The organism is Mycobacterium sp. NS-7484 (assembly GCF_001953975.1).
Classification (GTDB): domain Bacteria; phylum Actinomycetota; class Actinomycetes; order Mycobacteriales; family Mycobacteriaceae; genus Mycobacterium.
Genome location: NZ_MBEJ01000022.1, coordinates 40,505 through 55,969, shown reverse-complemented (window position 1 = coordinate 55,969; position 15,465 = coordinate 40,505). Strand labels below are relative to the sequence as shown.

At 65.8% G+C, this 15,465-nt stretch carries 16 protein-coding genes; 2 read left to right on the top strand and 14 right to left on the bottom strand.

Translation table 11 applies throughout. The features are described 5' to 3' along the window. Positions 1-8 precede the first annotated feature (8 nt). The 10 genes from A5733_RS04835 to A5733_RS04785 all read right to left on the bottom strand — a co-directional run bounded on the left by A5733_RS04835 (position 9) and on the right by A5733_RS04785 (position 10,877). Entirely contained in the window at positions 9-1,226 is a 1,218-nt protein-coding gene (locus A5733_RS04835) for an amidohydrolase family protein (protein WP_076239294.1), read from the bottom strand. 115 nt (positions 1,227-1,341) lie between these two features. After that, complete coding sequence (locus tag A5733_RS04830) at positions 1,342-2,370, bottom strand: FUSC family protein (RefSeq protein ID WP_076239293.1); 1,029 nt, start codon at positions 2,368-2,370, stop codon at positions 1,342-1,344. Further along, on the bottom strand, positions 2,370-2,891 hold the full coding sequence (locus tag A5733_RS04825; protein WP_076239292.1) for a (2Fe-2S)-binding protein: 522 nt from the start codon (positions 2,889-2,891) through the stop codon (positions 2,370-2,372). The genes A5733_RS04830 and A5733_RS04825 overlap by 1 nt, the downstream gene beginning before the upstream one ends. Beyond that, positions 2,878-3,759, bottom strand: a complete 882-nt coding sequence (locus A5733_RS04820) for a xanthine dehydrogenase family protein subunit M (protein WP_076239291.1) — start codon at positions 3,757-3,759, stop codon at positions 2,878-2,880. Before A5733_RS04820 ends, A5733_RS04825 begins: the two co-directional genes overlap by 14 nt. After that, complete coding sequence (locus A5733_RS04815; RefSeq protein ID WP_142253807.1) at positions 3,756-6,089, bottom strand: xanthine dehydrogenase family protein molybdopterin-binding subunit; 2,334 nt, start codon at positions 6,087-6,089, stop codon at positions 3,756-3,758. Before A5733_RS04815 ends, A5733_RS04820 begins: the two co-directional genes overlap by 4 nt. Next, entirely contained in the window at positions 6,086-6,883 is a 798-nt protein-coding gene (locus A5733_RS04810; protein ID WP_076239289.1) for an ABC transporter permease, read from the bottom strand. The genes A5733_RS04815 and A5733_RS04810 overlap by 4 nt, the downstream gene beginning before the upstream one ends. After that, entirely contained in the window at positions 6,880-7,731 is an 852-nt protein-coding gene (locus A5733_RS04805; protein ID WP_076239288.1) for an ABC transporter permease, read from the bottom strand. The genes A5733_RS04810 and A5733_RS04805 overlap by 4 nt, the downstream gene beginning before the upstream one ends. Continuing rightward, positions 7,728-8,537 carry an ABC transporter ATP-binding protein gene (locus A5733_RS04800; protein WP_067774950.1) on the bottom strand — a complete coding sequence of 270 codons (810 nt, stop codon included), beginning with the start codon at positions 8,535-8,537 and terminating at the stop codon, positions 7,728-7,730. The genes A5733_RS04805 and A5733_RS04800 overlap by 4 nt, the downstream gene beginning before the upstream one ends. Positions 8,538-8,571: 34 nt before the next feature. Next, a complete protein-coding gene (locus tag A5733_RS04795; RefSeq protein ID WP_076239287.1) occupies positions 8,572-9,555 on the bottom strand; it encodes an ABC transporter substrate-binding protein in 984 nt (327 codons plus the stop codon). A gap of 326 nt (positions 9,556-9,881) precedes the next feature. Further along, positions 9,882-10,877: an LLM class flavin-dependent oxidoreductase gene (locus A5733_RS04785; protein WP_231965814.1), complete on the bottom strand. Its 996-nt coding sequence runs from the start codon at positions 10,875-10,877 to the stop codon at positions 9,882-9,884. A 98-nt stretch (positions 10,878-10,975) separates the two neighbouring features. Between A5733_RS04785 and A5733_RS04780 the strand changes: the two genes are divergently transcribed. Beyond that, complete coding sequence (locus tag A5733_RS04780; RefSeq protein WP_076239372.1) at positions 10,976-11,575, top strand: SRPBCC family protein; 600 nt, start codon at positions 10,976-10,978, stop codon at positions 11,573-11,575. On the opposite strand, the gene A5733_RS04775 is transcribed toward A5733_RS04780, so the two are convergent. The 3 genes from A5733_RS04775 to A5733_RS04765 all read right to left on the bottom strand — a co-directional run bounded on the left by A5733_RS04775 (position 11,576) and on the right by A5733_RS04765 (position 13,642). After that, positions 11,576-12,037 carry a RidA family protein gene (locus A5733_RS04775; RefSeq protein WP_067774956.1) on the bottom strand — a complete coding sequence of 154 codons (462 nt, stop codon included), beginning with the start codon at positions 12,035-12,037 and terminating at the stop codon, positions 11,576-11,578. Continuing rightward, positions 12,034-12,759, bottom strand: a complete 726-nt coding sequence (locus tag A5733_RS04770) for a GntR family transcriptional regulator (RefSeq protein WP_076239285.1) — start codon at positions 12,757-12,759, stop codon at positions 12,034-12,036. Before A5733_RS04770 ends, A5733_RS04775 begins: the two co-directional genes overlap by 4 nt. A gap of 109 nt (positions 12,760-12,868) precedes the next feature. Beyond that, the gene (locus tag A5733_RS04765; RefSeq protein ID WP_076239284.1) at positions 12,869-13,642 is read right to left on the bottom strand and encodes an HAD-IIA family hydrolase; all 774 of its coding nucleotides are present in this window, start codon (positions 13,640-13,642) and stop codon (positions 12,869-12,871) included. A 105-nt stretch (positions 13,643-13,747) separates the two neighbouring features. Between A5733_RS04765 and A5733_RS04760 the strand changes: the two genes are divergently transcribed. After that, positions 13,748-14,014: a hypothetical protein gene (locus A5733_RS04760; RefSeq protein WP_076239283.1), complete on the top strand. Its 267-nt coding sequence runs from the start codon at positions 13,748-13,750 to the stop codon at positions 14,012-14,014. Between the two features lie 57 nt (positions 14,015-14,071). Here A5733_RS04760 and A5733_RS04755 read toward each other — a convergent pair whose 3' ends face one another. Then, positions 14,072-15,457 carry an aspartate aminotransferase family protein gene (locus A5733_RS04755; protein WP_076239282.1) on the bottom strand — a complete coding sequence of 462 codons (1,386 nt, stop codon included), beginning with the start codon at positions 15,455-15,457 and terminating at the stop codon, positions 14,072-14,074. Between the last annotated feature and the right edge of the window lie 8 nt (positions 15,458-15,465).

Sequence of the window (15,465 nt, the reverse complement as noted above, 5' to 3'; positions counted from 1 at the left end):
TTATCGGTTCAGCAGCACCCGACGCGATGCGCCGTGGACTGTGCGGTCGGAACGGGCTCGCCGCGCCACCGCACCGCCCGGCTGGGCGGTGGGGTTTGTTCACTGCGGGTCTTGACCAGCGGGATACCGTCGACCAGCACGGTCGCGATCCCGGGCAGGTCGCCGAGGGCAAAACATTCCAGCGCATCGTCGGCAGTCGATCCGGTGACCGGCCCGAGGACCAGCAGGTCGGCCGGCCGGCCTTCGGCGAGCACCCCGGTGTGGAGGCCGTGGGCGCGGGCCGTCTGACCGGTGGCTGCCGCGACGGCGTGGAGTGGATCGACGCCGCAGATCGAGGCGAGGAAGCAGATGTTGCGCAGCATGCCTCGCGGGATCACGCCGGTGCCGCCGGGGGTGTCGGTGCCGAGCGTGAGCCGGCTCAGTTCACCGCGTGCGGACAGTTGGTCGACCACGAGTTTGGTGGCGCGGTAGTTCATCGAGCTGCACACCTCGACGTGGGCCGAGGGCAGATCCGCGATGATGGCCACGATGTCCTCGTCAGGCGGTGGGATCGGACCGCCCGAGATGTGGCCGACGATGTCCGGACGTACCGCGACGACGACGTCACGCCCCGCTACCCGGCTCGATCCGGATCGGGACACTCCACCCGAGTGCATCTTGACGGTCATGCCACGGTCATGCGCCCATTCGACGTAACGCTGGGCCTCGCCGTCCCCCAACCGGTTCCAGTCGTAGAAGATGAACTTGAGGTGTTCGACGCCTTCGCGGTGGGCGCGGTCGAAGTGCTCCTCGGTCATGCCCGGCACGAGCAGCATGGTGCCGGCGTTCACTTTGACGCCCGACGGGCGGGACCGCCCGGTGGTGTGTTTGGACGTGACCGCGATGCTCAGGACGAGTTCCGGCGTCAGTGCCCCGAAATCGAGGCCGGGGATGTGCAATTCACCGGCTGACACCATCGAGGTGGTGCCGCCCTGGAGGTAGTTGCCGATCCAGCCGATCGAGTTCTGCGCCGGCGTCCATTCGCCGAAGGTCGGATGCACGTGCCCGTCGACGAGGCCGGGCATGACGGTCAGTCCGCCGGCTGACAACACGTTGTCGGGGGCGGGATGGTCGACGCCGATCCCCGCGATGCGTCCGTCCTCGATCAGCAACGTGGTATCACGCACGGCCGGCGTCGCATCGCCGCACACGAGCAGTCCGATGTCCTCCACGAGCAGTGTGGTCACAAACCCTCCCAGCGTTGGATTTTGTATACACTATCCGAACGTGCCGGATCGGCATAGCGCAATGCAAGATCTGTCACGTACGGCCCGGGACATCGCCGCCGCGGCCGAGCCGGATTCACTTGCGCCGCAACCACGTCGCCACGACCAACGGTGCGACGAACACCATCAGCACCACGATGAGCGCACCCACGAAATTCATCGCGAGCCGCACCGCGCCTTCGTACCACGGGAACAGGTCCGGGTACTCGCTGATCACCAGCAGCACCGGTGGCCCGGTGATCGCCCACCAGGTGTAGTTGACGGGCCGTAACGCCATCGCGATCAGGAAAAGCGCCACCGTCAACCCGATCACCACCGGTGCAGATGGCTGTGTGCCCAGCAGCACCGCGGCGATCACGGCACCGATAGCGTTGCCCGAAAGCCGCTGAGCCAACCGCAAACCCGTCTGGGCCCGGCTCGGCTGGATCGTCAACAGCACGCTGGTGACCAACCAGTGGCCGCCGACCATGTCCGCCGGCAACAACGCCGCCACCGACACCGCAAGTCCCACCGCTACCCCAACCCGAGCCGCATGACCCACGCTGGCCGCAGAGGCCCGCGGGAGTGGCTCTTCCTCGGTCCGACGCCGCAGGCGAGAAATCGCGAACCAGACCGCCCAGCTCGCGAACACGATGACGATGCCGACGAGGTAAGGCCACAGTGCCGCGATACTCGTGGCGTGCTGATCCAGGTCGATCGACATCAGCACCACCGTCAGGCCGGCAGTCGCACCGACGCCGGGAATCAGCGCGCCCGCGATCGCCGCCCCCACGGTCAACCCGGCCAGCGCGACGGTGTTGTGCGCACACGCGATTACGAGCGCTCCGCCCGCCAACACGGTCACGGCCCTCACGCCCATGGCGCGAAGCGCCGATGGGCACGTGGCGGGGATCTCGGGAACGGCGATCAGCACGAAACCCAGGCCCACCCCCGATCCCCATTCGGCACGGCCAGACAACGCGGTGCCCGCCAGGACAGCGCCCAGCGCCACCGCCAGTGCGGCCGCCATCCCCCACCGGCTGTTGCCGACGGGACGCAGGAGTTCGGGAGTGCGAAACGGTCGACCCGCCACGGCGCTGCCGTCAGACCGCGGCCGGAGCGTCATCACCCGGACTGATTGGCGGCGTCCAGTACTGCCTGCACGATGCCCTGATAACCGGTGCAGCGACAGATGTTGCCCGACAATGCCTCTCGGACCGAATCCTCGGTCAGCGGCTTCTCAGTGTCCGGATCGCGCAGTAGCTCGACGGCAGTGACGAGAAAACCCGGTGTGCAGAAACCGCACTGCAAACCCCCTCGTTCGGAAAACGCCTCACGCAGCCGCCCGGTTTCCTCGAACGCCTCGAGGCCTTCAACCGTTGTCACCCGCATGCCGTCGATCTGCACCGCCAACATGAGGCAGGCACGCACACTCTGACCGTCGAGGAATACCGAACATGCACCGCACACTCCGTGTTCGCAGCCCAGGTGCGTACCCGTCAGGCCCAGCTCGTCACGCAGAAAATCGGCCAGCGTCAGCCGGGGTACCACGGTGCGCTGGATCAGCCTGCCGTTGACAACGGCTGATATCGGCACGCCCACAGTCGGTTTGGACGTATCGGCTGTCTGCCTCTCAGTTGACACCATGGGCGGCCTCCGGTCCCTTGTCGATACGCCGTTGGGCTTCGGTGAGCGATTGCGCCAACGCCGCGGCACACAACCGTCGGCAGTAGTCCGGATCGTCAGAAGCCGGTTGCACAGTGCCGGCCCACCGCTCTGCCAGTGCTCGCCACAACCGTGACGAAGGACGCTCGCCGATTGCATCATCGCCCTTGAACAGCAGCGGCCGGTCCGCCGCCGCGAGCACACCGGCGCGCAACGATTCGATCCGGCCGTCGTGGCCTATACCCAGCAGGCAACCGGCGCCGGCCAGCCCGTAATCACCGTGCTGCCGGGCGTATTCCACGAAACCCCAGCCCTGACCGCGCCGGATGGCGGGAAGTGACACCCAGGTGATCATCTCGTCGGGTGCCAGGGCACTGGTGTAGAACGACACGAACATGTCCTCGGCGGCAATCGCCCGCCGGCCCCCGGTCGCCGATTCGGTGTGAAATGTGGCGCCGAGGACCACAGTGGCCATGGGCATTTCAGCTGCCGGGTCGGCATGCGCCACCGATCCGCCCAGTGTGCCTCGGTTGCGGATTCCGATATGCCCGATATGGCCGGCAGCAGCGGACAGCAAGGGAGTGCGCGCGGCGATCAGCGGATCGACCTCGACGGTGCGATGGGTGACCAGCGCGCCGAGGATCAGATCGTCGGTGTCGTCGAAGATGCGCTCGAGTTCGACCAGCCTGCCGATGTCGATGATCACGCTCGGCCGGGCCAGCCGCAAGTTCATCAACGCCATCAAGGATTGACCGCCCGCCATCAACTTGGCGTCGGGATGACACGCCAGCTGCTCGAGGGCTTCACCGACCGAATCAGGGCGGAAATAGGTGAAGGGCGCGGGTTTCACGATGCCGCCCGATAGAGTACTCGGCACAGTTGTCCGGTCGAGATCGGGGTGCTGTCGACGTGGATACGCCCGCCGAGTGCATCGTCGACAGCCCCGGCGAGCGCGGCATACACGGCGATGGTGCCACTCTCCCCGGCCCCGCGAACCCCGATCGGATTCGCCGGGGTGTCGACATGCAGATGCTGCACGCGCACGTTCGGTATGTCGGTGGTCAGCGGCAGATGGTAGGCGGCGAACGTCGTCGATTGCGGCTGACCGGTTTCCGAATAACTCCACTGCTCGAACAGCGCGCCGCCGACGCCCTGCGCGACACCGCCGACGATCTGCCCTTCGACGATCTTCGGGTTGATCTCCCGGCCACCCTCGTGTGACACCGCGTAGCACAGCACTTTGACGATTCCGGTGCGCCGGTGGACGCCCACGATCACCGCGTGAACGCCCATCGTCCACGTCACCGTCGTAACCCGATGCACCGCAGTGACATCGAGGGCACCACCGCTCTCCTGTTCGCCGCCCACCGCAGCCGCGCGGGCCAGATCGTCCCACCCGATCGAGTGGTCCCTGGCGATGTGAAACCTGCCCTCGGCGTACTGAACGTCCTCGCGGTCGGCGTTGGTCAGGGCCGTCACCCGATCGGCGGCCAGCTCGACGAGTTGGCCGGCGGCCTTGTGCACGGCCGAGCCGGCGAGTATCGCCGAGCGGCTGGCAAAGGTTCCCACCCCGTCGGCCAGCCGGTCGGTATCCGCCGGCACGTAGCAGACCTGGTCAAACGGCACGTCCAAGGCCTCGGCGGCCACCTGTGAGAAGACGGTCTCGTGCCCCTGACCGGCGGATGCCGCTCCGGCGGTGACCTCGAACCGGCCGTTGGGCAGTAGGCGAATCCGCGCGGTCTCATGCGGGCCACGCCCCGTGGCCTCCAGGTACGACGACAAGCCGTAACCGATGTGGTATTGCGGGTTTTCGGCCGCGCAGCGGGCTATTTCGTCCCGTGGCAGCGCGTCCAGAACTGATTCCAGGCAGGCGCCATAGTCACGCCCGTCGTAGTGGATCGGGACACCGTCGCGGTACGGAATCGGCCGTGGATACGGCAGGTCGGCCTCGGTGAGCAGGTTGCGCCGGCGGATCTCGTCAGTGCTCATCCCGATTTCGCGGGCCGCCGCGTCGAGACTGCGTTCCAGGGCGAACGTCGCCTCCGGCCTACCGGCGCCGCGGTATTGGGCAACCAACGTCTTGTTGGTCAGGGCCGCGCGCCCGGAAATCCGCGCGGCGGGTATGCGGTACGGGCCCAGGAGGTGGATCGCGGTGTTGGCGATGATGCCCGCCACCCAGAGGCTTCCGGCGCCGATGTCGACGACGAAATCGTCTGCCCACGCCAGGATGTGACCGTCATGGTCGACCGCAAGCCTCGTGTGATGCACCTGATCTCGGCCCTGCGCACTGGCCAGCAGATGCTCCTGACGGTCCTCGACCCAGATCAACCGGTGGCCGGTGTGTCGGGCGAGCAGTGCTAGCAGGATTTCCTCGCCGTACACATTGGCCTTGGTACCGAAGCCGCCACCGACATCGGGCACCGCAACCATGACGTCCTGGCGTGACCAGCCGGTCACCGCGCAGATGGCGTTGCGCACCATGTGCGGCACCTGGGTCGAGGTGGTCACCTCGACCCGCTGCAGGCGGGAATCGAACTGGGCCAGCACACCTCGGCACTCCAGCGGTACCGCTCCGTGTCGGTTCATCCGGTAGGTGCCGCTGACCACCCTTGCCGCCGTGGCGAACTCGCGCTCGACGTCGCCGAACGAATAGTGCAGTCGCGCCGCCTCGTTGCTGTCGAGGTGGTCGAAAAGCACGGGGCACTCGGCGTCGAGCGCGTCGAACGGGTCAGTCACTGCGTCAAGCGGCTCGTAGTCGATCTCGATGGCCTCCAGCGCATCCTCGGCGCAATAGCGGTCCTCGGCCACCACGACAGCGATCGGTTGACCGGCGTAGTGCACGCGGTCATGGGCCAGGATGGGCAGCCGCTGCTCGGCTAGCACGCACGACGTGGCGGCGGTGAAGTCCGGGTCCGGGGTGGTCAGGGACGGGATCGGTACACCGCACAAGCCCAGGTCGCCGGCGGTGTGGATGCCGATCACGCCGGGCATCCGCTCGGCAGCCGTGGTAGCGAGGCGAACGATCCGGGCGTGTGGCTCGGTCGAGCGTAGGAACACGACGTGGTGAGCGCCGGCCGCACAGTCCGCCACGAACTGGCCGCGACCGCCGAGCAGGCGCTCATCTTCGCGGCGCCGGACCGAACTGCCGATGTGACCCGACTCCGATTGGTTCCTTGTCAATGGAGTCGTTTCTCCCACTGCCACAATGCGATCGAGATTCCGAACGAAATGGTGATCAACAGCATGATGGTGGCGACCATGGATGGGTAATCGCCGTGACTGTAGGCCTGCAGGACCACCCGGCCGAGACCTCGCCTGGTGGCGAAGAATTCCGAGAGCACCACGCCGACCACCGCGAGGCTCACCGCGAGCCGGATTCCGGTCAGCAGCGGCCGCCGGATCGCGGGGATGATGATGTGCACGAGCGTCTGCCAGGCGTTGGCGCGCACGGAGCGGGCCAATTTCCAGTACACCCGCGGGATTTCCTGCACGCCGGTGGTCACGTTGATCAACACCGGGAACAGGGCGAACAACACCCCCATGACGATCTTGGAACCGGACAGCGTGAAGATCGGCAGAAGTACCGGGTACAGCACGATCTTCGGAATCCCGTTCAGCACGATCAGCATCGGCTCGAAGATCAGCCGCAACCGCTGCGACAAGCCGAGCAGCAGTCCGAGTACGCCGCCGATCGCGGTGCCGATCACGAATGCCAGGAACACCGACTGCGCGGTGACCTGTAGATCGAACAGATAAGCGGGATCGGCGAGATTGTGGATCAGCACCTGGAAGGTCTGCACCGGCGAAGGAATGACGAACGTCAGATCGGAGAAGATCTCCCAGACGAGCGCCACCACCAGTGCGAGCAGGATCGCACCTACGGCCTGGTTACCCAGGACAGAACGGATCCGCTGCGTCGTCGATCGCGACTTGTCCACCGGAGGGTGGCCGGTAGATGACTGCACGGTGGTCATCGGTTCCTCCCACGCAGCAGTACACGTTCCACCGTCGCCAGCAGCGCGGTGAGAATGCATGACAACACCAGAACAACGGCGATGTAGGCAAACATCTCGTTGTTGTTGAAGATCTCGTAGAGATAGCGGATCCGGTAACCCAAACCGGCCTGGGCAGTGGTGAATTCCATCGCGATGGTGCCGATCAGTGCGTAGACCACCGCGAGCCGCAAACCGGCGACGATGAAGGGCCCGGCCGCCGGGATCGCGATCGCGAACAAGGTCTGCCGTGGCGAGGCTTTCAACGATCGGGCCAGTTTCATGTACACCGGCGGCATCGTGTTGAGCCCGACTGCGGTGTTGAGTGCCATGGGGATGGCCGCCATGATGGTCGCGAGGATGATCACCGACATCGCGTTGATCCCCACGATCACGATCATCACCGGATAGAAGAGCACGAGCGGCACCGCATAGAACGAGACCAGGTACGGCTCGAAGATGCGTCCGATCGCCGGCACCTTCCAAAAGGTCAGGCCGGCAGCGAAACCCAACAGGCTGCCGAACAGGATCGAGAAGGCCACCTCGACACCCGTACGGGCCGCGTCAGTCCAGAACTGGCCTTCGCCCAGCAGACGTACCAGTTCTGCCAGGATCACCGAGGGGGCCGGAAGGATGCGGTCGCTCCAGAGCCCGGTTCGGGCACCAACTTCGGCGACGATCAGGAAGCCCAGGATCAGCAATGACGTCGAGAGCATGCTGATCGCGGCGTTGCTCAACCGCCTCTTACGGAGTTCCGGCTCCGGCCGGCCGTCACCGGTACTCATGTTCTCCGTGGGCAAGTCCTCCTGTGCGACATAGGACGTCGTCACGTCGCCACCTTCTTCTGGGCCTCCTGCTGTCTGAATCCGCGCATGGATTCGGCCTGCAGTGACGTCCAGATCCGATTCTGGAGTTCGTTGAACCGCGGAGTGGAGACCATACTCGCGTCGCGCTCGTCGGGCAGGTCGATGTCGACGACGTCGATGATCGACCCGGGCCGATAGGACATCACCCAAACCTGTTGAGACAGCAGGATCGCCTCGGAGATGTCATGCGTGACGAACACTATGGTCTGATTGGTCCTGGCCCAGATCTGGCGAACCTCGGCGCCGAGGAACAATCGGGTCTGCTGGTCGAGGGCCGCGAACGGCTCGTCCATCAGCACCACTTCCGGCTGAACCGCCAAGGTACGGGCCAGTGCGACCCGCTGCCGCATGCCACCGGAAAGCATGGAGGGGTAGGACTTTTCGAAACCGCCGAGCCCGACGAGTTCGATCGCCTCTTTGGCCCGCTGACGTCGTTCGGCCTTGCCGGTGCCGATCATCTCCATCGCGAAGGCCACATTCTCTTCGACCGTGCGCCACGGTAACGTCGAGTCTTCTTGGAACACGACACCGATCGACGGATCGGGTCCGGTGACCGGCTGTCCAGCCACGCGTACCAGACCGGTCGACGCCTTCTGCAACCCGGCGATCACCGCCAACAGAGTTGACTTACCGCATCCGCTCGGCCCGACGATGGACACGAAACTGGAGTGCGGGACGTGCTGTTTGATGTCGGTTACCGCGGTCACCTTGCCGGCCGGGGTATCGAAAACCACCGAAACGTCGTCGATCCGGATGCCGTCACGATCCATAGGTACGCCTTTCAGGGATGCTGGCCGTGTCAGCTCAGATGTCGGTCTGCGCGTCGTCGGGCAGGTACTGCTGATCGAGCGTTGTGGCCCAGTCGATTTGTTCCGGGATCTGGCCGGCGGCGACCATCAACTCGGACAGGTTCTTCAGACCGGCCGCATCCACCTTCAACGAATAGCCCTTGGCGAGATCGGGATTGCTGGCGAACGCTGCGCGCATCACCTCCGGCGACACTCCGACCAGTGGGGCGATCTCGTCGGCCGCCTCGTCGGGGTTGGCCACCAGCCAGTCGTTCAGCCGGTCGGCAACAGCGAAGAATGCCCGGACGTTATCCGGATTCTTGTCGGCGTAGTCGGCATTCACGGCCACCAGGTCGGCCGGCAGGTCACCCACCACGTCCCGCGAATCGACCAGGACCGCAGCGCTATCCGACTTCTGCTTGTCGGCGATGAACGGCTGCATGGCCCACCCCGCGGTGATCTGCCCGGCCTTGGCCGCGGTCCAGTTGTCACCCATCGGCCCGACCGCTTGCGACTTGACACCGAGCTTGCGCTCGAGGCCCTTGACGATCAGTTCGGTGGACGAGCCCGCGGAACTGAACCCGAGGGTGGCGCCCTCCAATGTGCGGCCCGGCGGGGAGATCCACGAGAAGTCGTTCACCTGGAACCACGGCGCAACCACCTCGAGATTCGAATTCGGTTGCTGTGCCGCAAGAATCACCGAGCTGTTGCCGGCGATCGCCATGTCCGCGTCACCGCTGGTGACCACGCGTAGCGTGTTGCCGCCGCCACCGCCCGAGTAGAGATCGACGTTGATGCCCTGCTCTTTGAACCAGCCCTTGTCGATACCGACCTGCAGGATGGCCATGAACGGCAAGCTGTCCACACCGGTGGCCGAGATGCTCAGCGTATCCGTGGCGCCGCTGTCCGGACCTGACGATTCGTCGGCGCATGCCGTCGCTGCCGCGACGAGCGCCACAGCGGTTCCCGCCGCGACGAACACTTTACGAAACCAGGCCATCGACGCATACCTCCGAGGTCGGTGAATATTGGATACACTATACGAATTTGTGTGATCTAGGTCAATATTTTGGACCAATGTGAGCGGTCCCGCCACTCGTCCACAACCTCGCCAGTTCAAGGCCGAGAGCCACGCCCAGCAATGCGGCTGCCGTGGTGAACCTCGCGCTCGAGCTGACCGGTGGGACCAGCGGCCGCGAGCCGGCAGGATCCGCCCCGTGGTCGCCCACGGTCGCCACCGCAACGCCGTCAGCCGCGGTCAGGGTGCGCTTCAGCGGTGGCGGGGCACCCGCCACCGTGCTGCCGGGTGCGGGGAAGCCGTGGCGATCAGCCACGGCCGTCGATGATTTCGGCAAAAGTGCGGATGGTGGGCGCCCGGCTCTCCCCCGGACGCACGAACGGCACGATGGAAACCTGGTCGACGCCAAGCGATTCGATCTCCTTGAGGCGCTGTGCGCATTCATCGGGGGTGCCGGCCAGCGCAAACAGATCGACCAACTCATCGGGCACCAGGTCGGCATGACTGGCCTCGGGGTTCATGTGCTCGTAGTAGTTGTAGGAGTCCCGGATTCGATCGATGGCCTGCTCCAGCGCCGGTTCCACCTTAGCCGGAAGCGGCCTGATCGCCACTCGGGATACGTGCGCGCGCACCAGATCCCGCGCCTTGACGCGATCCTCGTCGATTGCCGTCGGGGTCCACAGCACGATGTGGATGTCATCGAGGGTACGGCCGCTCTCGGCCGCACCGGCTTCGATCGTCTGCAACGCGGCTTCGATGAAGTGTGGCGCAGTGCCGACCAACACGATGACGCCATCGGCGATCCGACCCGACATCCGCAGGATCTTCGGGGCCGAGGCGGCAATGTAGATCGGAATGTCGACCGGTTCGGACAGGTAGTTCAGGTGGTACTCAGCGCCGCTGGTCGGCTCCACCACCTTCTCACCTTTGAACAAGGTACGGAGCTCGCGGATCGACGCTTCGAGCTCGGCCAGCTTGAGCGGCGTGAGACCCATTGTCCGCAAAGACGAGTCACCGGTACCGATGCCCAGCGCCACCCGGCCGCCGGTGTACTCGGCCAGCGTCGCCCAGGTCGAAGCCAGCAGGGACGGATGGCGGGTCACCGCGTTGGTCACCCCGGTGCCGAACACGATGCGTTCGGTTCCCACGGCCGCCGCCCCCATCACGGTCGAGGACTCGCGCCAGATGTTCTGCGAATCCCCGAACCACACATTGTCGTAGCCGAGGGATTCGCTCAATTTGACGTACTCGCACATCGTGCCCACCGGTTCGGTCGGAAACAGCCCGACTCCCTTGCTCAGCACTATCGACCTCCTGGGCGACGTTGGATATCGTATCCAATCGTAGGGCCGCCCTTCGGGACGCACAACCGCTAGACGCGATCGAGGAGATGGAAAACCGCATGCAGCTAGTCAATGAGTTCTCCGTCGACGCCCCGCTCGACATCGCTTGGGCCGCACTGACCGACGTACCGCGGGTGGTCGAGTGCATACCTGGCGCAGCACTCGAAAGCCAGAACGGTGACGACTACCGGGCCAACGTCGCCATCAAAGTGGGGCCGGTCGGTTTGACGCTCTCCGGTACGGCAACCGTCGTCAGCCGTGACGACAGCACCCACGCGATGGTGGTCCGCGGGCAAGCCCGCGATCGAAAAGGCAACGGCTCGGCGGAAGCCACCGTCACCATGTCGGCCTGCGCGCAGGACTCCCGCACCGAGGTGACCGTTCGCACCGACCTCGAACTCGGCGGCCGCATCGCCCAATTCGGCGCCGGCGTCATCTCGCAGGTGAGCAACCGCATCATCGGGCAGTTCGTGCACAGGCTCAACGCCATGATCGTCGGTTCCGACGGTGCTGCCGAAACCGGCCGATGCGCCGAGCAGAGCCCGACACGGCGTCACCACGAGCTTGGTGAAATTGACTGGTATTCAATCGGGTTGACGACGCTGGCCGGAATCGCCCTGGGACTGGCGATCGGCCGCACCGCGTCGCGAGTGGCCTGATCAGTCGCGCACGGCCGCGACGAGCTCGAGTTCCACGCACGCGCCGCCCGGCAACGAGGCAACGCCGATTGCCGTGCGGGCATGTGCTCCGCACTCCTGGCCGAACACCTCCAGCAGCAACGCCGACGCCCCGTCGATCACGCCGGGGTGGGCATCGAACTCCGAGGTGGCGCGCACATAGCCCCGCAGATGCACCAGGGCGGTGACCGCATCCAGGCCGACGGCCGCATCGACCGCCGCGACGAGATTGAGCGCCGCCCACCGTGCCTGGGCGGACGCCTGCTCCGCAGTGACATCAGCACCGACCACCCCGACCGCGCCCGGATCCTCGGGCCGCCGCGCGGTGGTCCCTGAAATCCACAGCTGGTCACCGCATCGGCGGCTGGGAAAGTAAGCCCCTTTCGGCTGCGCCGGGGCGGGGAGTTCGATTCCCAACGCCGCCAACCGTTTCCGAGCGCTCACTCGTCGGATTCCTGGTCTCCGAACACGGTGTGCAGGTGGGCGATGGCGTGCATGCGGTGCTGATGGTTCAACGCGACCACCCGGTCGATGTCGCGTGCGGCCATGGCCTCCACCAGCAGCACGTGCTCACTGTTGACCTGGTCCAGATCCATCAAGTGGGCATACATCGGGCGGTATGCGTCAGCGGTGTTCCACAACTGGGTGACGATCCGCTTGGTGCGTGCCATCCGGCTGGCCTCGAAGGTCAGGAAATGGAACTGCCGGTTGGCCAGCCCCACCGCGATCAAGTCACCGCCGGCAGCTGCTTGGTCCATCACGGCCATCTGCGCACGCATGGCATCGATGAGCTCGTCGGTGACAGCCGGCATGGCGTCCCGGATGAGCTCGGCCTCAAGGATGTCGCGGATCCGGAACACCTCGACCAGTTCGTCGAGCCCGAGCTGAGCGACGCGGTACCCGCTGTGCGGCACATAGGTGATGTATTCCTCGGCCTCAAGCGTTTTCAGCGCTTCGCGTACCGGAATCCTCGACATGCCGAATTGTTCGGCCAGGCTCTCCTGCACGATCCAGCTGCCAGGCGCGAGTTTGCCACTGGTGATGTCCCGACGCAGCGCCTCGGCCACCGCCTGCTGAGCGGTCTTGGGCCGGACGAAGTCCGAGCGCGCTCCGACGGCGGAATCGGATCCTGCGGCTGTGCGCCGGGTGGCTGTTCGCGGTGGCATCGGGTCTCGCTTTCGCTAATAATTGGATATTCTATGCGATTAGCGGGTCGCAGTGCTATTTCGTTGCCATCTTGCAGTCTCGAGCGTCCCCGGCGAGGGCCGTTGAGCGTCAGATCAACTCGATTGCCTCGGCGATCGACGGCAACACTCGGCTGGGCCGGAACGGATACCGCTCGATGTCGTGCACGTTGGTGGAGCCGGTGAGCACCAGGATGGTGTCCAGCCCGGCCTCGATGCCGGCCACCACGTCGGTGTCCATCCGGTCTCCCACCATCACGGTGCTCTCCGAGTGCGCCTCGATGCGGTTGAGTGCGCTGCGGAACATCATCGGATTGGGCTTGCCGACGAAGTAGGGTTCGCGGCCGGTGGCCTTCGTGATCATCGCCGCGACCGAACCTGTTGCGGGCAACGGTCCCTCCGCCGATGGACCGGTGACGTCGGGATTGGTCGCGATGAACCGGGCACCGCCGAGGATCAGCCGGATCGCTTTGGTGATCGCCTCGAACGAATAGGTGCGGGTCTCCCCCAGCACCACGTAGTCGGGGTCGATGTCGGTCAGGGTGTAGCCGGACTCATGCAACGCGGTGGTCAGCCCGGCCTCCCCGATCACATAGGCCGAACCGCCGGGCTGCTGGTCGGCCAGGAACGCCGCGGTGGCCATAGCCGACGTCCAGATCGCCGCCTCGGGCACGAGCAAGCCCGAGCGCGCCAGGCGGGCGGCCAGATCACGCGGTGTGAAGATGGAGTTGTTGGTCAGGACCAGAAACGGCCGCTCTTTGTCGGCCAGGGTCTGCAGAAACTCGGCAGCGCCCGGCAGCGCGTGTTCTTCGCGGACCAGGACGCCGTCCATGTCGGTGAGCCAGCACTGGGCAGGTGAACGCACCGGTCCAGTGTCCCAATTTGCGGCGCCGATCAGGGGCCAACGCAGTTATCCACCGGGTGTCGCGATGGCATGGCCGTGAGACCGGGACGCCCTCACGATGGGGCGATGGCAGCCCTCGAAGACCTCGAAGCGCGGGTGGCAGCGCTGGGGGCCTCCCATTTTGACTATCGCGCGGTGCTTGCGGCAGTCAACGCATTGGGCGCCAATCAGCGTGAGCAGGGCCAACGACTCACCTCCGTCGAGGGGCGGCTGACCTCGGTCGAGCGCGAACTCACCGATTTCCGTCAGGAGACCCGGGCTCGGCTGCGCTCTGTCGACGAGCACCTGGCCGAGATCAAGGACCTGATCATCGACCGCAACCGCGGGCACTGAACGCCGATGGCCCGGCACCGCGGAAACCGCAGGGCCGGGCCATCGTTCGGGCAGTGATCAGTTGGTGTGCTGATCCGCGACGTCGAGCGCTTTGTCCAGGATCGCCAGACCCTCACGGGCCTCCTCCGCCGAGACGTTGCACGGCGGCACCACGTGGATGCGGTTGAAGTTGGCGAACGGCAGCAGGCCATTGGCCTTGCAGGCACCGACCACCGCGTTCATCGCCGGGCTGGAACCACCGTAGGGAGCCAGCGGTTCGCGGGTCTCCTGGTTGGCGACGAGCTCCACGGCCCAGAAGACACCGACGCCGCGCACCTCACCGACGCTGCGGTGCTTGGCCGCCAACTCGGCCAGGCCGGGTCCGAGCACCTCGGCACCGATCTTGGCCGCGTTCTCGACCATGCCCTCGTCGGCCATCGCGTTGATGGTGGCGACGGCGGCCGCGGTGGCCAGCGGATGCCCGGAGTAGGTCAGCCCACCCGGGTAGGACCGATGCGCGAACGTCTCGTAGATGGCGGGGCTGATCGCCACCCCACCGAGCGGGACGTAACCCGAGTTCACGCCCTTGGCGAAGGTAAGCAGATCGGGCACCACATCGAAATGTTCGATGGAGAACCACTTTCCGCTCCGACCGAAGCCGGCCATCACCTCGTCGGCGATGAACACGATGCCGTAGCGGTCGCAGATCTCGCGCACCCCGGCCATGTATCCCGGCGGGGGCACCATGATGCCCGCGGTGCCCGGGATCGACTCCAGGATGATCGCGGCGATGGTGGACGGGCCCTCCATCTGGATCAGCTTGTCGAGGTACTCCAGCGCGCGCTGCGATTCCTGTTCCTCGGTCTCGGCGTAGAACGACGAGCGGTACAGGAACGGCCCGTTGAAGTGCACGATGCCGGCGTTGCCGCGGTCGTTCGGCCAGCGGCGCGGGTCACCGGTCAGGTTGATCGCGGTGTCGGTGCCACCGTGGTAGGCGCGGTAGCGCGACAGCACCTTGTAGCGACCGGTGTGCAGCCGGGCCATCCGCACCGCATGCTCGACCGCGTCGGCGCCGCCGTTGGTGAAGAACACCTTGTTCAACTCACCAGGGGTGCGCTCGGCGATCAGCCGGGCCGCCTCCGAGCGGGCCAGGTTCGCGTACTGCGGGGCCACCGTGCACAGCTTGGCGGCCTGTTCGGCAACGGCGGCAACCACTTTCGGGTGCTGATGGCCGATGTTGGTGTTGACCAGCTGGCTGGAGAAGTCCAGCAGCCGGTTACCGTCGCCGTCCCACAGGTAGGACCCCTGGGCAGCGGTGACGGTCATCGGCGAGATCTCCTCCTGCGCCGACCAGGAGTGGAACACGTGCGCACGGTCGAGTTCGTAGGCGCGCGCGGCTTCGGCCTTGGCCGCCTCGACGGTCAACCCGTTGGGCAGCACGGCAGACTCTTGAGTCACAGTCATGGCTGAAA